At 68.5% G+C, this 22,144-nt stretch carries 21 protein-coding genes and 1 pseudogene; 12 read left to right on the top strand and 10 right to left on the bottom strand.

Annotated features, from left to right (window positions below; translation table 11 throughout):
* Positions 1–199 (bottom strand): annotated as a pseudogene (locus ACE5C1_RS00370) (hypothetical protein); the annotation flags it as partial.
* 26 nt (positions 200–225) lie between these two features.
* Positions 226–792 carry an HNH endonuclease gene (locus ACE5C1_RS00365; RefSeq protein ID WP_374942079.1) on the bottom strand — a complete coding sequence of 189 codons (567 nt, stop codon included), beginning with the start codon at positions 790–792 and terminating at the stop codon, positions 226–228.
* Between the two features lie 62 nt (positions 793–854).
* Between ACE5C1_RS00365 and gluQRS the strand changes: the two genes are divergently transcribed.
* The 5 genes from gluQRS to egtD are packed head-to-tail and all read left to right on the top strand — an operon-like array spanning position 855 to position 4,845.
* Positions 855–1,724 (top strand): tRNA glutamyl-Q(34) synthetase GluQRS, encoded by an 870-nt coding sequence (gene gluQRS, locus ACE5C1_RS00360; RefSeq protein ID WP_374942078.1) that lies wholly within the window; start codon positions 855–857, stop codon positions 1,722–1,724.
* A 9-nt stretch (positions 1,725–1,733) separates the two neighbouring features.
* Positions 1,734–1,964, top strand: coding sequence for a twin transmembrane helix small protein (locus ACE5C1_RS00355; protein WP_374942077.1), 231 nt, complete (start codon positions 1,734–1,736; stop codon positions 1,962–1,964).
* 17 nt (positions 1,965–1,981) lie between these two features.
* Complete coding sequence (locus tag ACE5C1_RS00350; protein ID WP_374942076.1) at positions 1,982–2,548, top strand: cob(I)yrinic acid a,c-diamide adenosyltransferase; 567 nt, start codon at positions 1,982–1,984, stop codon at positions 2,546–2,548.
* 21 nt (positions 2,549–2,569) lie between these two features.
* Positions 2,570–3,868, top strand: a complete 1,299-nt coding sequence (gene egtB, locus ACE5C1_RS00345) for an ergothioneine biosynthesis protein EgtB (protein ID WP_374942075.1) — start codon at positions 2,570–2,572, stop codon at positions 3,866–3,868.
* Positions 3,868–4,845 carry an L-histidine N(alpha)-methyltransferase gene (gene egtD / locus ACE5C1_RS00340; protein ID WP_374942074.1) on the top strand — a complete coding sequence of 326 codons (978 nt, stop codon included), beginning with the start codon at positions 3,868–3,870 and terminating at the stop codon, positions 4,843–4,845. Before egtB ends, egtD begins: the two co-directional genes overlap by 1 nt.
* A gap of 94 nt (positions 4,846–4,939) precedes the next feature.
* Here the strand turns inward: egtD and ACE5C1_RS00335 are convergent, their stop codons facing one another.
* Entirely contained in the window at positions 4,940–5,953 is a 1,014-nt protein-coding gene (locus ACE5C1_RS00335; RefSeq protein WP_374942073.1) for a polyprenyl synthetase family protein, read from the bottom strand.
* 104 nt (positions 5,954–6,057) lie between these two features.
* Between ACE5C1_RS00335 and ACE5C1_RS00330 the strand changes: the two genes are divergently transcribed.
* Both ACE5C1_RS00330 and ACE5C1_RS00325 read left to right on the top strand, forming a co-directional pair.
* The gene (locus tag ACE5C1_RS00330; protein ID WP_374942072.1) at positions 6,058–6,348 is read left to right on the top strand and encodes a chorismate mutase; all 291 of its coding nucleotides are present in this window, start codon (positions 6,058–6,060) and stop codon (positions 6,346–6,348) included.
* Positions 6,345–7,004 (top strand): thymidylate kinase, encoded by a 660-nt coding sequence (locus ACE5C1_RS00325; protein ID WP_374942071.1) that lies wholly within the window; start codon positions 6,345–6,347, stop codon positions 7,002–7,004. Before ACE5C1_RS00330 ends, ACE5C1_RS00325 begins: the two co-directional genes overlap by 4 nt.
* 158 nt (positions 7,005–7,162) lie before the next feature.
* On the opposite strand, the gene ACE5C1_RS00320 is transcribed toward ACE5C1_RS00325, so the two are convergent.
* The gene (locus ACE5C1_RS00320) at positions 7,163–7,966 is read right to left on the bottom strand and encodes a ferredoxin--NADP reductase (protein ID WP_374942070.1); all 804 of its coding nucleotides are present in this window, start codon (positions 7,964–7,966) and stop codon (positions 7,163–7,165) included.
* A 151-nt stretch (positions 7,967–8,117) separates the two neighbouring features.
* Here ACE5C1_RS00320 and ACE5C1_RS00315 point away from each other — a divergent pair, with 151 nt between their 5' ends.
* From ACE5C1_RS00315 to ACE5C1_RS00295, 5 genes are all read left to right on the top strand, one after another.
* Positions 8,118–8,426 (top strand): hypothetical protein, encoded by a 309-nt coding sequence (locus tag ACE5C1_RS00315; RefSeq protein ID WP_374942069.1) that lies wholly within the window; start codon positions 8,118–8,120, stop codon positions 8,424–8,426.
* Positions 8,427–8,448: 22 nt separating this feature from the next.
* A complete protein-coding gene (locus tag ACE5C1_RS00310) occupies positions 8,449–9,375 on the top strand; it encodes a cation diffusion facilitator family transporter (protein ID WP_374942068.1) in 927 nt (308 codons plus the stop codon).
* A gap of 104 nt (positions 9,376–9,479) precedes the next feature.
* On the top strand, positions 9,480–10,001 hold the full coding sequence (locus ACE5C1_RS00305) for a 2Fe-2S iron-sulfur cluster-binding protein (protein ID WP_374942067.1): 522 nt from the start codon (positions 9,480–9,482) through the stop codon (positions 9,999–10,001).
* The gene (locus ACE5C1_RS00300) at positions 9,998–10,981 is read left to right on the top strand and encodes an FAD binding domain-containing protein (protein WP_374942066.1); all 984 of its coding nucleotides are present in this window, start codon (positions 9,998–10,000) and stop codon (positions 10,979–10,981) included. Before ACE5C1_RS00305 ends, ACE5C1_RS00300 begins: the two co-directional genes overlap by 4 nt.
* A complete protein-coding gene (locus ACE5C1_RS00295; RefSeq protein WP_374942065.1) occupies positions 10,978–13,311 on the top strand; it encodes a xanthine dehydrogenase family protein molybdopterin-binding subunit in 2,334 nt (777 codons plus the stop codon). The genes ACE5C1_RS00300 and ACE5C1_RS00295 overlap by 4 nt, the downstream gene beginning before the upstream one ends.
* Before the next feature lie 199 nt (positions 13,312–13,510).
* On the opposite strand, the gene ACE5C1_RS00290 is transcribed toward ACE5C1_RS00295, so the two are convergent.
* From ACE5C1_RS00290 to ACE5C1_RS00265, 6 genes are read right to left on the bottom strand one after another with little or no spacing between them, the layout of a single operon-like run.
* A complete protein-coding gene (locus ACE5C1_RS00290) occupies positions 13,511–13,903 on the bottom strand; it encodes a hypothetical protein (protein WP_374942064.1) in 393 nt (130 codons plus the stop codon).
* 60 nt (positions 13,904–13,963) lie between these two features.
* Positions 13,964–15,421, bottom strand: a complete 1,458-nt coding sequence (locus tag ACE5C1_RS00285; protein ID WP_374942063.1) for an aldehyde dehydrogenase family protein — start codon at positions 15,419–15,421, stop codon at positions 13,964–13,966.
* Positions 15,422–15,432: 11 nt separating this feature from the next.
* Positions 15,433–16,230: an SDR family oxidoreductase gene (locus ACE5C1_RS00280; RefSeq protein WP_374942062.1), complete on the bottom strand. Its 798-nt coding sequence runs from the start codon at positions 16,228–16,230 to the stop codon at positions 15,433–15,435.
* On the bottom strand, positions 16,227–18,038 hold the full coding sequence (locus ACE5C1_RS00275) for a flavin-containing monooxygenase (protein ID WP_374942061.1): 1,812 nt from the start codon (positions 18,036–18,038) through the stop codon (positions 16,227–16,229). Before ACE5C1_RS00275 ends, ACE5C1_RS00280 begins: the two co-directional genes overlap by 4 nt.
* Complete coding sequence (locus tag ACE5C1_RS00270) at positions 18,035–19,519, bottom strand: MFS transporter (RefSeq protein WP_374942060.1); 1,485 nt, start codon at positions 19,517–19,519, stop codon at positions 18,035–18,037. The genes ACE5C1_RS00275 and ACE5C1_RS00270 overlap by 4 nt, the downstream gene beginning before the upstream one ends.
* A gap of 8 nt (positions 19,520–19,527) precedes the next feature.
* Positions 19,528–22,098, bottom strand: coding sequence for a TonB-dependent receptor (locus ACE5C1_RS00265; RefSeq protein WP_374942059.1), 2,571 nt, complete (start codon positions 22,096–22,098; stop codon positions 19,528–19,530).
* Between the last annotated feature and the right edge of the window lie 46 nt (positions 22,099–22,144).

Raw genomic sequence — 22,144 nt, 5'->3', positions numbered from 1 at the left:
CAAGGAACCGGGAATTGACGCGGGGGAATTCGGTGCGGGTGAGCACGTCGTCGCCGTCGCGGTCGAGGCGGGTAAAGCGGCGGTCCTGAAGGCTGCCGTAATCCAGGCGCGTGATCACGGACGGCGGCACGAAGGCGGCCGCGTTCGCGTCGGCAGCCGCCGCCTTTTCGGCATTGTTCGAGCATGCGCTCGCCAGCACCAGCAATGGTATCGCAAAAGCCCGCATCACGCCTCCAGCTCGATGTCCCAGTAGAGCCAGTCGCGCCACGTGTCATGAAGGTAATGCGGCGGGAAGCTACGGCCGTGCTCCTGCAGATGCCAGCTGGTCGGGCGGATCGGCTCCAGGTGCAGCGGCATGCGCGCCTGCTTGGGGGTGCGGCCGCCCTTCTTGAGGTTGCAGGGCGCGCAGGCTGTAACGACATTCTCCCAGGTCGTGCGTCCCCCTTGTGCGCGCGGCACGACATGGTCGAACGTCAGGTCCTTCGGACTGCCGCAATATTGGCAGGTGAAGCGATCGCGCAGGAACAGGTTGAAGCGGGTGAAGGCGGGGAATTGCGACGGTTTCACGAACTGCTTGAGCGCGATCACCGAGGGCAGCTTGAGCGCCAGCGACGCGCTGCGCACCTCGCGCTCGTAATGCGAGACGATGTCGACGCGGTCGAGGAACACCGCCTTGACCGCGGTCTGCCACGGCCACACCGACAGCGGGTAATAGGACAAGGGCGTATAATCGGCATTGAGGACGAGCGCGGGGCAGCCGTCCGGATGGCGGATCAGGTCGGGGTGAAACACGCGCCCTCCCGTAGTGGTGCGCCGGGCGAACTGCCCGGCGGACGTGACGCGGGTATGACAGCATGACGCACGACTCGGGGTCAACCCCTTCGCGGCTGCCGGTGACGACGCGCTTCGCGCCGTCGCCTACAGGGCGATTGCATCTGGGGCACGCATATTCCGCGCTGCGGGCGCATGATTTCGCGCGGGCGCGTGGCGGGCGGTTCCTGCTCAGGATCGAAGACATCGACCGCACGCGCTCGCGCGCCGAGCACGCCGAAACGATCTTCGCGGACCTGCAATGGCTCGGGCTGACATGGAACGGGCCGGTGGTGTTCCAGTCGCGGCGGCTCGGCCTCTACGCGGCGGCGCTCGACCGGTTCAAGGCGCTGGACCTGGTCTATCCGTGCTTCTGCACGCGCACGGAGATCGCGGCGGCGAGCGCGTCGGCGCCGCATGCGCCCGAGCCGGTCTATCCGGGCACCTGTCGCGGCATCGACGCGCGCGGGCGCATGGCCGCGCCGCATTGCTGGCGGATCGACATGGCGGCCGCCGCCGCGGCAGCGGGGCCGCTGACGTGGCATGACGAGACCGCGGGGGAGGTCGCGTGCGACGCGCTGCGCCAAGGCGACGTCGTGCTGGCACGCAAGGATGCGGCCACGAGCTATCACCTGGCGGCGACGGTCGACGATGCCGCGCAAGGCGTCACCGATGTCGTGCGCGGCGTCGACCTGTTCGCGGCGACGCATGTCCACCGGTTGCTCCAGGCGCTGCTCGGCCTGCCGGCGCCGCGCTACCACCACCATCCGCTGCTGACCGATGCCAATGGCGAGCGGCTGGCCAAGCGCCACGGGTCGCCTGCGCTGGCGACGATGCGCAAAGGCGGCGAGGACGGGCGTGCGCTTGCCGACCGGCTGCGCACGGGCATTGGAATCGACGCCGTCACGCCCTAGATACGTCCCATGCAAACCTTTCTCGTCATCCTGCTGGTGGCCGCGATGATCGCGACCGTGGCGGCGCTCGTTCGCGGCATCATCGCGTTCCTCCAGGAAAGCCATGCGCAGGTGCGCGACGGCAACGGCCCCTCCGCGGCGTCGCTGAAGTCCAACCGGATGATGCAGCAGCGCATCTTCTTCCAGGCGCTGGCGATCCTGATCGTCGTCGTGATCCTCTTCGCCGCCGGGCGCACGTGACCGCGCGCTGACCGGCGGTGGTCAAGCTCAATCGTATCTACACGCGTACCGGCGACGACGGCACCACCGGGTTGGTCGACGGATCGCGTGTGGCCAAGGACTCGCCCCGGCTGGTGGCGATCGGCGATGTCGATGAGGCGAACAGCGCGATCGGGGTCGCAGCCGCGGCGCTCGACGGATCGGTGGCACAGGCACTGACGCGCATTCAGAACGACCTGTTCGATCTCGGCGCCGATCTGGCGACGCCGGGCGATGACTTCACGCCGTCCGAGATGGTGCTGCGTATCGTTCCCGAGCAGGTCGCGCGGCTGGAGCGTGAGATCGATGCGATGAACGAGGCGATGCCGCCACTCACCAGCTTCATTCTGCCTGGCGGCAGCACGGGGGCGGCGTCGCTCCATCTGGCGCGTGCGATCGTCCGTCGGGCCGAGCGCGCCGCGGTGGCGGTGGGGGTCGGCATCAACCCGGCGGCACTCGCCTATCTCAATCGCCTGTCCGATTTTCTCTTCGTCGCCGCGCGCGCGGTGAACCAAAGCGGCGACGGCGACGTTCTATGGTGGCCGGGAGCGACTCGCGGCGTATAGCCAGGCTGGGGGATAGACCGGATGACCAAGCCTGCCCTCGCGCCGGACGCGCTGCCGCTGCGGCAACGTTATGCTGCGGTTCGCGATTTGTCGCTGGCGCTCGCCGCGTCGCTCTCGGATGCCGATGCCACCGTCCAGTCGATGGCGGATGCATCGCCCGCCAAATGGCATCTGGCGCACACGACGTGGTTCTTCGAAACGTTCGTGCTGCGCGACCACGTACCCGGCTATCGGCTCCACGACGAACGCTGGCCGTTCCTGTTCAACAGCTATTACGAGGCCGAGGGCCGCCGCCATGCGCGGGACCGGCGCGGCATGGTGACCCGGCCGACGCTGGACGAAGTGCGCGACTACCGCGCGCATGTCGATGCGGCGATGGCGGCCGCGCTGCCGGGCCTGGATGCCGAGGCGCAGGCGCTGGTGGCGCTGGGGTGTCATCACGAGGAACAGCACCAGGAACTGCTGGTCACCGACGTGCTCCACCTGTTTTCCGAAAATCCGCTGGAACCCGCGTTATACGCGCCTACGCGCAAGGTGCCGGTGGCGATGCCGGGGCCGATCGTGTGGATCGAGCGCGCCGGCGGATTGGTCGACATCGGTCATGACGGTGACACGTTCGCGTTCGATTGCGAGGGGCCGCGGCACCGCGCGCTGCTCAGCCCGCATGCGCTTGCCGACCGTACCGTCACGAACGGCGAATGGGCCGCGTTCATCGCCGCCGGCGGCTACGCCGATGCGCGGCTGTGGCTGGCCGATGGCTGGGCCTGGGTGAAGGCGAACGCTGTGGAAGCGCCGCTGTATTGGGAGCAGCGCGCCGATGACGACGGGGGTGCGTGGACCCGCTTCGGACTCGACGGCCGGCGCGCGATAGATCCGGCGGCGCCGGTGACCCACGTCAGCCTGTACGAAGCGGACGCCTATGCGACCTGGGCGGGCGCGCGGCTGCCGACCGAATTCGAATGGGAGGCGGCCGCCGCGGCGCACGATCCGGCGGGCGGCAATCAGCTGGACGGCGCGGGGGCGGTGGAGCCCAGACCCTGGTTGGGGTTCCAACAACGTAACACTTTGCGGGGTGGAGCGGGCGGATTTTTCGGCGACGTCTGGGAATGGACCGGCAGCGCGTACCGCCCCTATCCCGGGTTTCGCCCGGTTGCGGGAGCGGTCGGCGAATACAATGGCAAGTTCATGAGCGGCCAGTTCGTCCTTCGCGGCGGATCGTGCGCCACCCCGCGCGGCCACGTGCGCGCGAGCTACCGCAACTTCTTCTATCCGCACCAGCGCTGGCAATTCACCGGCGTGCGACTGGCCAGGGACGCCTGATGCTCAAGCCCGAGATCGAGGATGGGCAGGCGAGCCTTGCCGATCCGCAATTCCGCGCCGATGTGCTGGCGGGGCTGGCGCGGCGTCCACGCGCGATTCCGGCGCGGTGGTTCTACGACCGGCGCGGCTCCGAGCTGTTCGAGGCGATTACCGAATTGCCCGAATATTATCCGACGCGAACGGAGACCGCGATTCTGCGCGAGGCGGGTCCCGCGATCGCAGGTCACGCGGGCGCGGGTCGCGCGGTGGTGGAGTTCGGATCGGGGTCGTCGACCAAGACGCCGATCCTGCTTGGCCACGTGTCGCCGTCGGCCTACGTGCCGATCGACATTTCGGGCGACTTCCTGCGCGACTCGTCTCGCGCGCTCGCCGCGGCGCATCCGGGTCTGGCGGTGATCCCGGTCGAGGCGGACTTCATGCGGCCGATCGCCTTGCCGGCGAAAGTCGCGAACACCCCCAAGCTGGGGTTCTTTCCCGGCTCCACGATCGGCAACATGACCCCCGCGATGGCCATCGACCTGCTCCGCGCGATGCGGACGTCGCTGGGTGAGGGCGCGATGCTGGTGATCGGGATGGACCGGATCAAGGAGGCAGCTGTGCTGGTGCGCGCCTACGACGATGCCGCAGGCGTCACCGCGGCGTTCAACCTGAACCTGCTGGAGCGGATCAACCGCGAGCTCGACGGCACCATTCCGGTCGAGGCGTTCCGGCACAAGGCGGTCTGGAACGACGATCGCGCACGAGTCGAGATGCACCTCGAAGCGACGCGCGACGTGGCGTTCACGGTCGACAGCCGTACTTTTGCAATGGCGCAGGGTGAGACGATCCACACCGAGAACAGCCACAAATACGGCACCCGCGACGCACGCATCCTGCTGCGCGGCGGCGGCTGGACTCCGGTCGGCGAGTGGACCGACCCGGCAGGGCTATTCGCGATCCTGCTGGCGGAGGCGCAGGCGGAGCGACCGGCGCCTTAGAGCCTGAATGATCGCATCCGAAAACCTTGTCGCCCCGGGCTCAAGGCCGGGATGACGAAGGTTTAAGCGTGCTGCAACCCATGGGTATCACGCCCTAATAAGCGCGGGCGACCGCGAACTCGACCGCTTCGACCATCGCGTCCTTGGCCTTGCCGCCCGCAAAGCCGCCGATCGCGTCGATCGCGCGCTGGCCGTAGTGACGGGCGCGGGCGAGCGTGTCGTCGACCGCGCGGGTGCGCTGGACGAGGTGGATGGCGTGCGCGAAATCCTCGTCCGAATCGCGGCGGCCCTCGACCGCGTCCTTCCAGAACTTGCGGTCCTCGGCGTCGCCGCGGGCGTAGGCGAGGATGACCGGAAGCGTCATCTTGCCTTCGCGGAAATCGTCGCCTGCGTCCTTGCCCATCGTGCCCGCGTCCGAGACATAGTCGATCGCGTCGTCGACGAGCTGGAAGGCGATGCCGAGATTGCGGCCATAGGCGTCGAGCGCGGCTTCCTCGCTCTCCGGGCGTGCGGCGACGACCGCGGCGGTGCGGCAGGCGGCGGCGCACAGCGCCGCGGGCGTGGCGCCGATGATGTCGAGGTAGCGGTCCTCGTGCAGGTCGACGCGGCGCGCGGCGGTGAGCTGATTGACCTCGCCTTCCGCGATCACCGCGGACGCATTGGAAAGGATTTTCAGTACCTTGTTGCTGCCGTCCTCGACCATCAGCTCGAAGGACCGGCTGAACAGGAAATCGCCGACCAGCACGCTGGCGGGATTGCCCCAGATCAGGTTGGCGGTGCGCTTGCCGCGGCGCAGGTCGGATCCATCCACCACGTCGTCGTGGAGCAGGGTTGCAGTGTGGATGAACTCGACCGCGGCGGCCAGGCGGTGGTGGCGGGTGCCCGAATAGCCGATCAGCCGCGCGCTGGCCAAGGTCAGCATCGGCCGCATCCTTTTGCCGCCGCCCGCGATCAGATGCCCGGCGAGTTCGGGGATCAGCGGGATTTCCGACTGCATCCGGTCGAGGATGACCGCGTTGACCGCGTTCATGTCGCCGGTGACGAGCGCGACCATCGGGTCGAGCGAGGGTTGCCTGGCGGTGTCGAGGCGGTGGATCGTGGCGCTCATCTGGCTTCGCGCTCTAGGGTTCGCGCGCGGCTCTCGCAATGCCTGTCGCTTGCGGCGCACAGCGAAACCCGGCATCGCAGCGGTAGGCGGAGCGGAGGCGGTGTGTGGCGGACGACGTGCTGACGGGCTATCGCCAGTCGATCGACAATATCGATGCAGCGCTGGTGTGCATGCTGGCCGAGCGGTTCAAGGTGACGCAAGCGGTCGGGCGCCACAAGGCCGCGCACGGCCTGCCCCCCGCCGACGAGGGCCGCGAGGAGCGTCAGATCGCGCGTCTGCGCGCCCTGGCCGAGGACGCGCAGCTCGATCCGGAGTTTTCCGAGAAATTCCTGCGCTTCATCATCGACGAGGTCATCCGCCACCATGAGAGGCACCGTGAGGACCTGGGGGAATGAGCGCGTTCCTGCTGGCGATCGAGGGTGCGGACGGCGCCGGCAAGGCGACGGCGTCGGCCGAAATCGTCGCGCAATTGCGCGCAGCGGGGCAGCGCGCCGAGGCGGTTTCGTTTCCGCGCTACGCCGAGACGGCGGGGGGGCATGTGCTTGGCGAGTACCTCGCGGGGCGGTTGCCGCGTGACGTGTCGCCGCGCGCGGCGGCGGTGCTGTACGCGCTCGACCGGCTCGAATCGCGCGATGACCTGCTCGCCGTCGCGGACGCGAACGACGTGATCGTGTTCGACCGCTACATCGCATCGAACATGGCGTACCAGGCCGCGCAGGTGCCGCGGCAGAAGACCGAAGCGCTGATGGAATGGATTGCGGTGCTGGAATTGCGCCAGTTCGCGCTTCCTGCGCCCGATCTGTGCGTGTATCTGGACACCCCCGCCGATGTGGCGCGTGCGCTGATCCTGCTGAAGCGGCGGCGGTCGTACACCGACGACGCGTACGACGCTTACGAGGCGGATGCGGCATTGCAGGCGCGGGTGCGCGAGAATTATACTGCAATGGCGACGGCGGGGATGCTCGGGCGGTGGGCGACGGTGGCGACGACGGTGGACGGGGTGTCGCGCGCGCCGGAGGACATTGCGGCGGAGGTCGTCGCTCTGCTCTAACCGCCCGTCACCCCGGACCCTTCGACTTCGCTCAGGAGAGCCTTGTTCCGGGGTCCAGCGCCCGGCAGTTGACGCGACAGAGGCTTCGAGCACCACGCTTGCGGCACCCCGGACCCCGAACAAATACGGGTTGACGGAGAATTTGAGCCGCCTTCGCGTTATCCTACAAATGCGCGTTCAATGACGTACTGCCCAGGATGCGAGTTCGATCCCTCGACGAAGCCCAGGGCGTCGAAGCGGGCGGCGAAGTCGCGGATCATGGCCATGCTGCCGCACATCATGACGCGGTCGGTCTCGGGGTCGAAGCGCGGCTCGCCCGGCATCCCGGCAAACAAGGTGCAGTCCTCGATCAGCGCGTCGATGCGGCGCGCGTTGCGGAACGGTTCTCGGGTGACGGTGGGGATGTAGTGGAACTTGGCCGCGGCCTCCTCGCCGACCAGCGGATCGTCGGCGAGCTTTCCGGTCAGCTCGTCGTGGAAGGCGAGGTCGCTCACCCGGCGTACCGAATGGACCACCGCGACCGCATCGAACAGGTCGTAGATGTCGGGATCGCGCGCGACTGACAGGAACGGCGCAAGGCCGGTACCGGTCGACAGCATGAACAGCCGCTTGCCCGGCAGCAGCGCGTCGGCAACGAGCGTGCCGGTCGGCTTCTTGCCGAGATAGATACGGTCGCCCGCGACGATCTTCTGGAGCCTGGACGTCAGCGGGCCGTCGTCGACCTTGATCGACAGGAAATCGAGCTTTTCGTCATAGGCCGGGCTCGCGATCGAATAGGCGCGCAGCAGCGGCTTGCCCGTGGGCCCGGGCAGCCCGATCATCACGAACTCGCCCGACCGGAAACGGAACGACGGCGGGCGCGTGATCGAGAAGCTGAACAGATGCTCGTTCCAGTGGCGGACGTCGGTGACTGTCTCGACCGACAGCGCGGTGGTGGGTTCGAGTGTGGCGAGCATGGTCATCGGCGAAAAGGTCCCGGCAGGAATCGGCAATGGCGCGGCCCTGTAGCGCATTAGCGCACGGCACAAACAATTTATCCCTGCAAGGGATGTCGCCAAAGCGTGCCCTTGTGCGCTCACCCGTGCTACGGGCGCTCCGCAAAGGAGACATGCGATGGGAATGCTCGACGCACTGATCGGCCAGCTTGCCGGGAATACCGATGTCGCGGGTCTGGCGGCACGGGTCGGGTTGACCCCGGCGCAGGTCGAGATGGCGGTCGCCGCGCTCGCCCGCGCCCACCCCGCGCCCGGCGACACCGTGGCGACCGCGGCGAACGAGACGGGGCTGCACCCGGACGCGCTGGGGCAGATCGTCGCGCAGCTGGGCGGCGAGGGCGCGCTCGGCAGCCTGGGATCGATGCTCGGGCAGGGTGGCGCGGGCGGCATGCTCGGGTCGCTCGGCGGGCTGTTCGGCAAGTCCTGACGCACGCCGGCCGGCACGCCGAATGAGCGGACACGCGCACGATCATGGGCATGGGCATGCGCATGCGCACCATCATGGGCATGCGCACGCGCCGGCGTCGTTCGACCGCGCGTTCGCGATCGGGATCGCGCTCAACCTCGCCTTCGTGGTGGCGGAGGGGCTCGCCGGGCTGTGGAACGGATCGGTCGCGCTGCTGGCCGATGCAGGGCACAATCTGTCGGACGTGCTGGGGCTGGTCGTCGCCTGGGGCGGTGCGGCACTCGCCCGGCGCGCGCCGACCAAGCGGTTCACCTATGGGTTTAAAGCGTCGACGATCCTGGCCGCGCTGCTCAATGCATTGCTGTTGCTCGTTGCGCTCGGGGCGATCGTGCTGGCGGCGGTGCAGCGGCTGGGCGATGCGCCGGTCGTGCCGGGGTTGGTCGTTTCGGCGGTTGCGGGCGTCGGCATCTTCGTCAACGCGGCCACCGCCTGGCTGTTCGCGCGCGGGCGCCACGGCGATGTCAATATCCGGGCTGCGTACCTGCACATGGCGAGCGACGCGATGGTGTCGGCGGGCGTCGTCGTCGCGGGGCTGGCGATGTGGTGGACCGGCATGGGCTGGATCGATCCGCTGGTCAGCCTCGGCATCGCGGCGCTGATCTTCTGGCAGACGTGGGGGCTGCTGCGCGAGACGGTCGAGATGTCGCTCGCCGCGGTGCCGCGCGGGATCGATTACGACGGCGTCGCGGGTGCGCTGGCCGCGCTGCCGGGGGTGGAGCGGGTCCACGATCTCCACATCTGGCCGATGAGCACCACCGAACCGGTGCTGACTGCGCATCTGGTGATGCCCGGCGGGGCACCGGGCGACGCGTTTCTCGACGCCGCGCGCGCGACGTTGCGCCAGCGGTTCGGTATCGGTCATGCGACGTTGCAGGTCGAACGCGGAACCTGCGACGACGGCGGCTGTTGAGGCCCCGAACCGTATCCCCGCCGGGGATGAGGCGCGTATGCTTACCAGGACCGGCTCGATGCGTTGCGCTCACGGCCGCAATTCCCGACAATGCGGAGGCGTGGATGCAGATCACGATCAACGGACATGGCGTCGATGTGCCGGCGGACCCGCGGGTGTCGCTGCTCGACCTGTGCCGCGAGCACCTGGGGTTGACCGGCTCCAAGAAGGGCTGCAACCAGGGCGCGTGCGGCGCGTGCACCATGCTGGTCGACGGCGAGCGGATCAACGGGTGCCTGGCGCTGGCGGTGCAATATGCCGGGCGGTCGATCACCACGGTCGAGGGGCTGGCCGATGGCGATACGCTTCACCCGCTCCAGCGCGCATTTATCGAGCATGACGGTTTCCAGTGCGGCTATTGCACGCCGGGGCAGTTGTGTTCCGCAATCGCGATGGCGGACGAGATCGCGCGCGGGGTGCCGAGTGCGGTGACCGGCGACCTGACCGCGGAGCGGATCGCGCTGACCCACGACGAGCTGCGCGAACGGATGAGCGGCAATCTGTGCCGCTGCGGCGCGTACAACGGCATCGTCGAGGCGATCGCCGAGACCTTTGCCCAAGAGACACTCGCGGAGCAGGCGGCATGACCCCCTTCACCTACGCCCGCGCAACCGACCCCGCGAACGCGCTGCACCTCACCGGCGCGAACGCGAAATATCTCGGCGGCGGCACCAACCTGATCGACCTGATGCGCGAAGGCGTCGAGAATCCGGGCACGCTGGTCGACGTCACCGCCTTGCCCGCGGACATCGAAGAGCGCGGAGACGGCGGCGTGCTCATCGGCGCGGCGGCGAAGAACACCGCGGTCGCCGCGCATCCGGCGATCCGCGCGCGCTACCCGGTGCTGGCGCGCGCGATCCTGCTCGGCGCGAGCGCGCAGATCCGCAACATGGCCACCGTGGGGGGCAACATCCTCCAGCGGACGCGCTGCATGTACTTCTACGACGTCGAGGGTTCGCGCTGCAACAAGCGAGCACCCGGCAGCGGGTGCGATGCGATCGACGGGTTCAACCGCATCCACGCGATCCTCGGGGCATCTTCCGCGTGTGTCGCGACGCATCCGTCGGACATGTGCGTGGCGTTGGCAGCGCTCGACGCAGTGGTGCATCTGCGCGGAAGCAGTAGCGAGCGGACGATGCCGCTGGCCGATCTCCACCGGCTGCCGGGCGACTTGCCCGATGTCGAGACGATGCTCGAGCCGGGCGAGCTGATCGTCGCGGTCGAGCTGCCCGCGTTGCCATTCTCCGCGCAGTCGACCTATCGCAAGGTGCGCGATCGGGCGAGCTACGCCTTTGCGCTGGTGTCGGTCGCGGCGGCGCTGGAAGTCGAGGGTGGCACGGTCAAGGACGTGCGGATCGCACTGGGCGGGGTCGCGCACAAGCCGTGGCGCGCGGCGAAGGCCGAGGACGCGCTGCGCGGCCAACCCGCGACCCGGGCGGCGTTCCGCGCCGCGGCCGAGGCCGAACTGGCCGATGCGCGCGGCTTGCGCGACAATGGGTTCAAGATCGAGCTGGCGAAGCGGACGATCGCCGCCACACTGGGCGAACTGGCAGGAGCCACGGCATGAACATCGTCGAAGAAGCCAAGGTTGCGGCGCAGACCGCGATCCAGACGATCATGGTGAAGGCGGTGCCGCTCGCGCCCGACAGCTGGATACCCGGCGGCACCCCCGATCCGCTGATCCGCCACCAGCACGGCCTGATCGGCACCCCGGTGTCGCGCCGCGACGGGCCGCTCAAGGTCCAGGGCGCGGCGCGCTTTGCGGCGGAAGTGCCGATGGCGGGCTTGGTCTATGCCGCGCTCGCCTACAGCACGATCCCCAAGGGCAACATCGCGACGCTCGACACCGCGGCGGCGGAGGCCGCGCCCGGCGTGGTGCTGGTGATGACCCACCTGAACGCGCCGCGGATGAACAGGCCGGCGGTGTTCGGCTCCTCGCCCACCGCCGCGGGGCCGAGCGATCTGGCCATCATGCAGGATCCGTCGATCCACTGGAACGGCCAGCCGATCGCGGTCGTCCTCGCCGAGACGCAGGAGCAGGCGGACCACGCCACGTCGCTGATCCGCGCGACCTATGACGTCGAACCGGGCGTCACCGGGTTCGAGCGGGCAAAGGCGAAGGGCGTCAAGCCGGGAGTCTTCAACGGCCAAGCGCTGCTGAACGAAATCGGCGATGCCGACGCCGCGCTGGCCGCCGCGCCGCACAAGGTCGATCACGTCTATCGCACCCCGCGGCACAACCACAATGCGATCGAGCTCCACGCTACGACCCTCGCGTGGGAGGGTGACGGTCTGGTGATCCACGACGCCAGCCAGCTCGTCACCGCCGAAGCGGCGACGATCGCGGACGTGTTCGACCTTAGCCCTGAGCAGGTCCGCGTCACCTCGCCCTATGTCGGCGGCGGTTTCGGCGGCAAATGCCTGTGGGATCACCAGATCCTGGGCGCCGCCGCAGCGAAGCTGGCAGGGCGCCCGGTGCGTATCGCCCTGTCGCGCGAGGGCGTGTACCGCACCGTCGGCGGGCGTACGCTGACCGAGCAGCGCGTCGCGATCGGTGCGCAGGCGGATGGCGGGTTCGACGCGATCGTCCACACCGGCACCGTGGCGATGACGCCGCACAACAACATGCCCGAGCCGTTCATCCTGGGCACCCGCGCGGGCTATGCCGCCGGCAGCATCAAGCTGTCGGTCGAGGTGGCGACGATGAACATGCTCGCCAACACGTTCATGCGCGCGCCCGGTGAGTCGGTCGGCACCTTTGCGCTCGAATCCGCGATCGACGAGCTGGCGGTCGAGCTCGGCATGGACCCCATAGACCTGCGCGTTCGCAACGAGCCGGACAAGGACCCGACCTCCGGCCTGCCCTTCTCGTCGCGCGACATCGTCGAGGCGTATCGGGCCGGCGCCGAGCGCTTCGGCTGGAGCGACCGGAGCGCCACGCCGGGCGCGCGGCGCGAAGGCGAGTGGCTGATCGGCACCGGCGTCGCCACCGCGACCTACCCCTATTACCGCATGCCCGGCGGCGCAGCGCGGATCACGCTCACCCGTGACGGGCACGCCAAGGTCGAGGTCGCGGCGCACGAGATGGGGATGGGCACCGCCACCACGACCGCGATGGTCGCCGCCGAACGGCTCGGCCTGCCGCTCGACTCGGTCGAGGTCGGCTACGGCGATTCGATCATCCCCGGCGCGATCCTGGCGGGCGGATCGCAGCAGACCGCTGCGATCGGCGGCGCGGTCATCGCCGCGCACAACACGCTGGTCGCCGAGTTGCTGAAGCTGGCGGGCAACGATTCGCCGCTCGCCGGGCTCAAGCCGGACGAGGTCGGCGGGCAGGACGGCGGGTTGTGCAAGCTCGACGAACCGGCGCGGTGCGAGAGCTACGCCTCCATCCTGAGCCGCGCGCAACGCGACGAGGTGAAGGTGGAGGCGGAGGGCTCGCAACCGCTCGAGCTGATGCACTGGTCGATGCACTCGCATGGCGCGATGTTCTGCGAAGTACGGGTCAACGCGATCACCGGCGAGACGCGGGTCACGCGCTTCCTGGGCTCGTTCGACTGCGGCCGCATCCTCAACCCCAAGACCGCGCGCAGCCAGTTCCGCGGCGGCATCATCATGGGGCTGGGCATGGCGCTGATGGAGGAGACGCAGTTCGACGAGCGCAACGGCCGGATCATGAACCCCAGTCTGGCCGAATATCATGTACCGGTGCACATGGACGTGCCCGAGATCGACGTGATGTGGACCGACATCCCCGATCCGCACACCCCGATGGGCGCGCACGGCATCGGCGAGATCGGCATCACCGGAGTCGCCGCGGCGGTGGCCAACGCGGTCTACAACGCCTGCGGCAAGCGGGTGCGCGAACTGCCGATCACGCTGGACAAGCTGCTATAGATCGGATCGACATTGAATAATCCTCCCCCTTCAGGGGGAGGAGTTTGCGACTGATGCGCTGAATGTCGACCCGACCTTGAGGGTCGGTCCCGTTCAGGCCGAAACAACCTTTGCCTGGAACGAAAGTTTCGGCAGATTCGGGCGGCGCTGCAATTGGATCGCGGCGGCGTACCGGTGTCGCCCATCGGTGGCGGTTGGTTCAGATCGCCGGTTCGGGGGACAGCAGCCAGGCGAGCGCATCGTGTTCGTCGGTGAACAGGCGCTGGTTCGGAATCGCGATGCGTTCGATCTGGCGCCTGAACAGCGCGCTGGACACCAGCGTCGCCAGCCGGCGGGGCGCAAGATCGCCGCCGCGCAGATTGTCGCGGAAGGAGGCGACGACCTCCTGCGACTGCGCGCCGCCGTCGCGCGCATCGACCAACGCGCAAACCGTGCCGGGTTTGCACCCCGCCGCCCGCATCGCCGCGACGGCGCGCACCAGTGCCTCGCGGTAGAGCGTCACCGTGGCAAGATCCCAGTGGCCGCGCATGGTGATCCGCAACAGGCTCGCCGCGGGGTCCGGCGTTATCTCGAACTTGTCAGCGTTTACCATTGCCTCCGGCCCGGGCGACTCCCGGTGCCTGCCGGTTAGCAGGCAAAGGTTGCCGGATGCTCAACCCGGCGACAGCGCCGCATCGACCAGCGCGGCCGCCTTTGCATAAGGCGCGTAGAAGGCGTCGATCATGTCGCCGTCGCCGCGAACGACGATGCCGCGCGCGTTGGAGAATTCGCGAAAGCCCTCGACGCCGTGGTGGCGCCCCATGCCGCTCATCCCCGAGCCGCCGAACCCCATCGAGGGCAGCGCACTCTGCACCGCGCAGGTGTTGATCGCCGCGCCGCCCGAATGGGTGCTCGCCAGCACGCGCGCGTTCACCGCGGGGTCGCCGCCGAAAACGTAGAGCCCCAGCGGCCGCTCACCCGCGGCGATGCGCGCGATCGCTTCGTCGAGATCGTCGTAGGGAACGACCGGCAAAACCGGGCCGAAGATCTCCTCCTGCATCACGCGCAGGTCCGCGGGCGGATCGATCACCAGCGACATCGGCATCCGCCGGGTTGCGGGGTCGACGGCGCCGCCGTCCTCCAGCTCGACGATCCGCGCCTGGCGGTCGCGCGCCTCGCCCAGCATGTCCTCGATGCGTGCGAGGTGGCGGGGCGAGATCATGCCGGTCGATTCGCCCGAGCGCGAGTAATCGGGCGCGGCCCTGGCCATGAACGCGCGCGCCTGCTCGACAAAGGTCTCCACCTCGCCGCGCGCGACCAGCGCGTAATCGACCGAGACGCACATCTGCCCGCTCTTGATGATCTTGGTGCCGATCACCGATTCGACGTTGCGCGGGGTCACCGCACCGGGCGTCAGCAGCGCCGGGCATTTGCCGCCGAGCTCCAGCGTCACCGGGGTGAGGTTCGCCGCCGCCGCGGCCATCACCTGACGCCCGACGTTCGGGCTGCCGGTGTAGAGCAGATGGTCCCACGGCGTCGCGGAAAAGGCGCGCGCAAGGTCGAGCCCACCGATCGCGACCGTCACCAGATCGGCGTCGAAGGTGGCGGCGACCATCTCGGCGAGCAGCGCGGCGCAGGCCGGGGTGTATTCGGAGGGCTTGACGATCACCCGGTTGCCCGCGGCGAGCATGTCGACCATCGGCCCGACCGACAGGTCGAACGGGAAGTTCCACGGCACCATGTTGCCGATCACGCCCTTGGGCTGATATTCGACGCGGGCGGATGCGGTGCCGAACAGCGCGGGGTCGATGTGGCGCGCGCTGGGCTGCATCCATGCGTCCAGATGCTCGAGCACGTGAGCCGCACGGCCGACGACGCCGAGCACCTCGATCAGGTCGGAGGCGGGCGCGGGGTGCGCGCCGAAATCGTCCGCGACCGCAGCGGCGATGCGTACGCGGTTGGCGGTCATCATGCCGATCAGCGCGCCGAGCCGCTCGCGCCGCGTCCCGATCGGCGGCGCGCGGTCGGCGGCGAACGCGCGCCGCTGTGCCGCAAAGGCGGCGGCCAGCGCCGCGATACCCGCGGCATCGTCTTCGGCGGGAGCGACCGCCACATTGTCCAGTACCGACACAGTCCGTCCTTTCACTCGCCCGCGGCCATCATCGCGAGCAGCGCGGTCCGCTCCTCGCGCACCGCTTCGGGCCGGTCGACGACCTCGCGGTGGAAATCGCGGAGCTCCTCGGGCACGTACCAGTGGAGCTTGTCCTCGTGATACGCCCGCCACGCGGTCTCGGCGACCTCGCGCGGCGCGACCAGCCGCCACATGCCATCGGGCGGCGCCATCGCGCGCATCGCGTCCGACATCAGCGGCGTGTCGATCAGCCCGGGCAGCAGATCGGCAGCGCGCACGCCGAAACGCTTGAGCTCGATCGACAGCGCCTCGGTCAGCCCGCGCACCGCATGCTTGGTCGCCGAATAGACGCTGATGCCTGCGGTGCCGAAGATCGCCGACGACGACGACGTCGTCAGGCAGAGCGAGCCCGGCGTCGCGGCGAGCAGCGGGGTCGCGGCGCGCGCGCCGATCATCACGGCAAGGAAATTGACGCCGACGACGCGCAGCACATCCTCCCACGGCTGCTCGTCGAGCAGGCCGCCGCCCGCGATCCCGGCGTTGTTGAACAGGCAGTCGAGCGTGCCGCCCGTCGCCTCAGCGAAGCCTCCCATCGCCTGCGCGAACGCCTGCGGGTCGGTGACATCGAGCGTTTCGAAGCGGCCGCCGTCCGCGCCGATCTCGCGCTCCAGCGCCTGGAGCCCGTCCGCGTTCACGTCGTAGCCGCCGACGAACCAGCCCCGCTTGGCGAACAGCAACGCGGTTTCGCGGCCGATGCCCGACGCCGCGCCGGTGATGAAGATCGATTTCCGTCCGTCCGCGCCGCTCACGATGCCGTCTCCCTGTCCGTCGTTGTGCGGGCGTGCTCGCCGTCGAGCTCCAGCCCGGCAAAATCCCCCTGCTCGCGCCAGCGGCGGAGCAGATCGGCGAAGGCGATCGGCCCGGCGCCGAACACCCCGCTGCGCGCCGCGGCAGCCGAGGCGCGGCCTTCGTTGTTGTAATAGCCGGGCGTGCACTCCTCGATGAACTTGGCGCGGCCCTCCCCCATGCGGACGATGGTCTCGACCCAGCCGGCTTCCGCCGCCTCGGTCGGCTCGACGGTGCCGACGCCGTTGCCGAGGCATTGCTCGACAATGTGCGCGATGTGGGTCGTCTGCTCGCTCAGCATGTGCGGGAAATTCGGCGACATGCCCGATTGTGCCTGGCTGATGACGAAACAGTTCGGGAAGCCGCGGGTGTGCATGCCGTGGAGCGTCGACAGCCCGTTCGCCCATTTGGCGTTGAGCGACACGCCGCCGACGCCGTTGATCGAGAGCCCCGAGCGCTTGGCATAGGTCGACGCCGTGTCGAAGCCGGTGGCAAAGATGAGGCAGTCGAGCGGATATTCTTTGCCCTCGACCACGGCGCCGGGCGGCGTGATCGCCTCCACCCCGCGACGCCCGGTCTCGACCAGCGTAACGTTGGGCAGGTTGAAGCTTTGAAGATACTGATCCGAGAAGCAGGGGCGTTTGCAATACAGGCTGAACCAGGGCTTGAGCGCCTCGGCGGTCGCCGGATCCGCGACGATGGCGTCGATCCGGTCGCGGATCTCGGCCATCTTCGCGAAATCGGCCTGTTCGAGCAGCGCCATCGGGTCGCTGCCCGGGTTGGCTGCGAAGGCACGCTTCACCGCCCGCGCGAGCACCGTCCAACCGTCGTGAACCAGATCGTCGGGCGGCAGCGCCTGGGTGAATTGCGCGGAGAAGTTCGCCATCCGCTCCGCCTGCCAGCCGGGGGGCAGGCTGGCCCACCAGGCTGGGTCGGTCGCGCTGTTGTCGCGCGCGTCGACCGACGACGGGGTGCGCTGGAATATCGTGAGGTGCTTCGCGTCGCGCGCCAGCGGCGGGACGCACTGGATCGCGGTCGCGCCGGTGCCGATGATGCCGACGCGCTTGTCCGCCAGTCCCGCCAGCGGCTCGGTCGCGCTGCCGCCGGTGTACGCGTAATCCCAGCGGCTGGTGTGGAAGCTGTGGCCGGCAAAAGTCTCGATACCGGGAATGTCGGGCAGCTTGGGGCGGTTGAGCGGGCCGGTGGTCAGCACCACGAAACGCGCGCGGACGACGTCGCCCTTGTCGGTCCTGACCGTCCAGCGCGCCGCCGCGCCGTCCCAGTCGAGCCCGGTCACCTGGGTCGAGAACAGCGCCTGGCGGTAGAGATCGTAGCGTTCGGCGATGCGGCGGCAGTGCGCGCGGATCTCGGCGGCCTTGGAATAGCGCTCGACCGGCATGTAGCCGGTTTCCTCGAGCAGCGGGAAATAGATGTACGATTCGATATCGCACGCCGCGCCCGGGTACCGGTTCCAGTACCAGGTGCCGCCGAAATCGCTGCCGGCGTCGGCGATGCGGATCGTGTCCACGCCCGCCTGGCGGAGCCGCGCGCTGGTCAGCAGCCCGCCGAAGCCGCCGCCGACGACGAACACGTCGACGTCCTCGATGACGGCCTCGCGGGGCGGGGCTGCGCCGTACGGATCGTCGAGGAGGTGCGCGAAGCCCTGTTCGGGGTCGCGATACTGGCGCTCGCTCGGGTCGAGCGCGACCCGGCGGTCGCGCTCCTCGGCGTAGCGCCGACGGAGCGCGTCAAGGTCGAGCTGATCGGTCATCGTCCGTCCTCAGTGATGGGGCGAAGGTCGGCGGCGGCGCGCGCCTCCGCGAGTTTGCGGAGATTGTTCTCGTGATCGTCACGCCCGAGGCGATAGCCGCTGAGCACGGCCATCATCGACAGCCACAACGCCAGGATCACGGGCGCATAGATCGCGCCCAGCCACCACAGGGTGTCGGCCGAGACCTCTCCCGCCTTCGCGCCCTTGGGGAAGGCGGCCGTCGCGAGAATGAAGGAGGAGGCGAGGATGCCGAGCGCGGGCACGGCTTTCCTGATCCCGAAGATCGCGGCGAAGAACACGCCTTCCGAACGGCGTCCGGTCCGCAGCTCCGCCTTCTCGACCAAGTCCGCGATCATTGCCGAGGTGAGGATCTGGAACGCGATGATGAGGCCGTAGTCCAGCGTGTTGGTGAGGAGCACCAGCCAGAAGATCGAGGGGTCGTCGTTGCCGGGTAACATCCCCGCGAGCCGCAGAAGGATGGGCAGCGGCGCCCCCAGGAAAGCAACGAGGCCGATGATCATGGCGCCGCGTTTCTTGCCCAGCCGACGCGAAGCGATCGGCGCGAGCACGGCGCCCAGCGCCGCCGACGCGAATATCCCGACAGTCAGCACCGCCACTTGCCCTGAGCTGAAACCCCAGAAGAAGGTGGTGAAGTAGAAGGTCAGCGACGCCGACAGCCCCGTCGCGATCGCGCCCAGCCCGGCCGCCACGAACAGCGCGAGGAAAGACCGGTCGGCGAGCGTCTCGTACATTTCGCGGAAGACGCTCGCCAACGTATGGCGCCGGCTCGGCGGCGGCGGGGCCATCAGCGGGATGCGCGCGTGCGTGCCGACCGCGCACACCAGGATCGCGAGCAGGGCGATGCCGCCCGCGAGATAGCCGTAGACCACATAGGCCTCGCGATTGAACTGCCCGTTGCCGATCGCCGCCGTCACGAACAGCGGGAACACGACGCCGAACATCGCCACGGTCATGACGTTGCCGCCCGACCAGCCGAAGAAATAGCGCAGGCCCTGGAGCGACGCGCGCTCGTCATAGTCCGAGGTGAGCTCGGGATTGAGCGCGCTGCTCGGCGTCTCGTACGCCGACAGCGCGATGCGCGTCACGATGCTGACCGCCAGGAGGTACCAGAACAAGGTCTGCTGGCTCGCGCCTTCGGGCGGCATCCAGAGCAGTGCGTAGCCGACCGCGACCGGCACCGCGGAGGCGTAAAGGAACGGATGTCGCCGGCCCCATCGCGAACGCAGGTTGTCGGACCAGAACCCGAGCGCGGGATCGGTGAGCACGTCGATGACGAGCGAGATGGTGATCGCCAGACCGACCAGCCGCGCGTCTAGCCCGATCACCTGCGAGTAGAAGATCAGCAGAAAGTAGTTGAATCCGGTTTCGATGACGCCGGTCGCGACCGCGCCGAAGCCGAACGCGCCTTTAATCAAGGTCGACGGCGGCGGCGCGGCGGCGGCGGCGGTGGCGGCGGTCACTCCGGGGCTCAGAACTTGAACCGGACGCTGCCGCCATAGGTGCGTGGCTGGTTGTAATAGCCGTAGACGCTGCCCTGCTGCGCCACGCCGTCGAAGATCGCGGTCAGATAGCGGTCGTCGAGCAGGTTGCGGACATAGGCGGAGAACTCGAGCCCGTTGGTGAGCTGCACCGTCGCCGACAGGTTCGCCTCGTCCACCTCACGCGTGAACTGCCGTCCGATCGCGAGCGCGGCGGAGGAATCGCGCACCCCGTTCACCGTGCGCACGAAAGCCGGCAAGCCCTGCACCACCTGCGTCTGGCTGGCATATTGGTAATCGCCGCGCAGGATGAACCTGGTGCCGCCTGCGAACGTCTTGGTATAGGCGCCGCCGATCGACATGGTGATCGGCGGGACCGACTCCACCGTCTGGCCCGACAGGTCGCCCAGCGGGCTGCCCGGATAGCTGATGTACTGGGCGTGGAGGTACGTCACCGCCAGGAACAAGGTCAGCGGATCGACCGGCGTGACGCTGCCGTCGAACTCGAACCCGCGCGAACGCTGCTTGCCGGCGTTGGTGAGCGCGAAGCCGGTGCCGGTGAAGGTGTTCTCCTGGAACCCCTTGATGGTCTGATCGAACACCGCGATGTTGAAGTTCACGCGCGGGAAGCTCGCCTTCAGCCCCGCCTCGATCACGCGCGCCGTCTCGGGCCCAGCGAAGCGCGTGCCGCTGGTCAGGTTGGGCAACGCGAGCCCTGCGGTACGGATCGGCGAGGCGGCGGGCGCCGGCGACTGCGCGGGCGAGCCCGCAATGAAGTCCGACGCGAACGGCCGGCTGTCGCGCGACAGATTGTACGAGCTTGCCTTGAACCCGGTCGCGTAGGTCGCATACGCGTTCCAGTGGCGGTCGAACTTGTAGGCGGCACGCGCCGTGTACGACCAATTGTCGTCGTGCGTGCGGCCGTTCTCCACCGCATTGGGGAAGTTGAGGAACGGCGGCAGGAACTGGAGCGCCTGCAAGCCCAGCAGCGGATTGGCCGCGGTGTTCGCAAGTGTGGGCGGCACGCCGAGCCGGGCGCCGAGCGCGACCAGGTCGATCGCCGAGAAGGCGTCGTTCGACACCACGTTCGAACGTACCCGCTTCTTGTCGTTGGTATAGTTGAAGCCGCCGGTCAGCGTCAGCTTGTCGGTGACCTTCAGATCGACGGTGCCGAACGCCGAATAGGATTCGTCCTTGTAGCCGAAATTGTCGGTGATCGCGCGGCCGGGCTGCTGAAAGGTGCCGACGGGCAGGCCGAGGATGCGCTCGACCGAAGTGATGCCGCTCGCCGCCGGATTGCCGCCTCCTGCCAGGATGTCGAGGTACAGCCCGGCGTCCTTGCCGAAATCGAGCGCGTTGGTGTAGTCGATCTTCTCGTTGAAGTAGAAGCCGCCGAGCAGGAAGTTGAGCGGCCCGGCGAAGTTCGACGCCACCCGGAATTCCTGCGTGGTCGTGTCGATCGCGGTGTTGATCCGGTTGGTGATGATGTCGGCCGCGGTGAAGTCCGCGTCGTCGACCACCTTGCTGCGCAATTGGCGATACGACGTGATCGAGGTCAGCGCGAGATCGCCGAGCGCGTAATCGATCTGGCCGGAGATGCCGTAATTCTCGATGCGGTTCTGCGGCAAGCGGCTCAGCCGGATGCGATCGGGATTGGGGCTGTTGCGGTTGACCGACGGCTGGCCGCCGATCACCGCGTCGAGCGCCGGGACGGTCGCACCCGCCAGCACGTTGCGCGCGGCGCAGCACAGCTCGTCGAGATTGCTGTAGTCGCCGATGAGACGAATCTCCAGGTCGCTGCCCGGCGAGAACAGCAGCTGTCCGCGGATGTCGTACCGGTCGCGGTCGTTGATCCGCTTGTCCAGGTTTTCGACGCGAACGTAGCCGTCGCGCTTGTTGTAATTGCCGGACAGGCTGAACGCGAGCAGATCGGCGACGATCGGTCCGGTGATGTCGCCCTTGACGACATATTGGTCGTAATTTCCGTAGGTGGCCGACACCGACCCGCCGAATGCGAATTGCGGCTTTTGCGTCACGACGCTGATCACCCCGGCGCTCGCATTCTTGCCGAACAGGGTCGATTGCGGCCCGCGCAGCACCTCGACCCGCTCGATGTTGGGCAGATCGGTGATCTGCGCCGCCGAGCGCGAGCGGTACACGCCATCGATGAACACGCCGACCGATGGCTCGATGCCGGGGTTGTTGGCGCCGTTGCCGAAGCCGCGAATGAAGAAGTTGGTCTGACCCGAATTCTGGTTCTGCGACACGCGCAAGCTGGGCACGACGGTCTGCAGGTCGATCAGGTCGCGGATCTGCGCCTGCTCGATCGTCGCTGCGCTGGTGACCGACACCGCGATGGGCGTGTCCTGCAGCGTCCGCGCCCGCTTGCTGGCGGTGACGATGATGTCGCCCGGCTGCGCGTTCTCCAGGTCACGCGCGCCGGCGGGGGGCTCGGCAGCGGCGGGAGAGGTCGTCGCGGGATTGCCGGTCCGGTCCGTCGCTGCCCCGGCCGCCGGCGCCGCGCTCTGCGCCCAGGCAGGCCCGGCGATCGCCAGCGCCAACAACGAAATCCCGCATCCCAAACCGTTCCGCATCGTCATCTCCCAT

The sequence above is a fragment of the Sphingomonas sp. genome, assembly GCF_964263785.1.
In the GTDB taxonomy this organism is placed as follows: domain Bacteria; phylum Pseudomonadota; class Alphaproteobacteria; order Sphingomonadales; family Sphingomonadaceae; genus Sphingomonas.
Note: the sequence above shows the minus strand (reverse complement) of the source record. Positions and strands in the feature narration are given on the sequence as shown.

Coding starts and splice junctions, on each gene's coding strand:
- gluQRS (WP_374942078.1), top strand. CDS start 855: ATGACGCACGACTCGGGGTCAACCCCTTCGCGGCTGCCGGTGACGACG.
- ACE5C1_RS00355 (WP_374942077.1), top strand. CDS start 1,734: ATGCAAACCTTTCTCGTCATCCTGCTGGTGGCCGCGATGATCGCGACC.
- egtB (WP_374942075.1), top strand. CDS start 2,570: ATGACCAAGCCTGCCCTCGCGCCGGACGCGCTGCCGCTGCGGCAACGT.
- egtD (WP_374942074.1), top strand. CDS start 3,868: ATGCTCAAGCCCGAGATCGAGGATGGGCAGGCGAGCCTTGCCGATCCG.
- ACE5C1_RS00335 (WP_374942073.1), bottom strand. CDS start 5,953: ATGAGCGCCACGATCCACCGCCTCGACACCGCCAGGCAACCCTCGCTC.
- ACE5C1_RS00325 (WP_374942071.1), top strand. CDS start 6,345: ATGAGCGCGTTCCTGCTGGCGATCGAGGGTGCGGACGGCGCCGGCAAG.
- ACE5C1_RS00320 (WP_374942070.1), bottom strand. CDS start 7,966: ATGACCATGCTCGCCACACTCGAACCCACCACCGCGCTGTCGGTCGAG.
- ACE5C1_RS00315 (WP_374942069.1), top strand. CDS start 8,118: ATGGGAATGCTCGACGCACTGATCGGCCAGCTTGCCGGGAATACCGAT.
- ACE5C1_RS00310 (WP_374942068.1), top strand. CDS start 8,449: ATGAGCGGACACGCGCACGATCATGGGCATGGGCATGCGCATGCGCAC.
- ACE5C1_RS00305 (WP_374942067.1), top strand. CDS start 9,480: ATGCAGATCACGATCAACGGACATGGCGTCGATGTGCCGGCGGACCCG.
- ACE5C1_RS00300 (WP_374942066.1), top strand. CDS start 9,998: ATGACCCCCTTCACCTACGCCCGCGCAACCGACCCCGCGAACGCGCTG.
- ACE5C1_RS00295 (WP_374942065.1), top strand. CDS start 10,978: ATGAACATCGTCGAAGAAGCCAAGGTTGCGGCGCAGACCGCGATCCAG.
- ACE5C1_RS00290 (WP_374942064.1), bottom strand. CDS start 13,903: ATGGTAAACGCTGACAAGTTCGAGATAACGCCGGACCCCGCGGCGAGC.
- ACE5C1_RS00275 (WP_374942061.1), bottom strand. CDS start 18,038: ATGACCGATCAGCTCGACCTTGACGCGCTCCGTCGGCGCTACGCCGAG.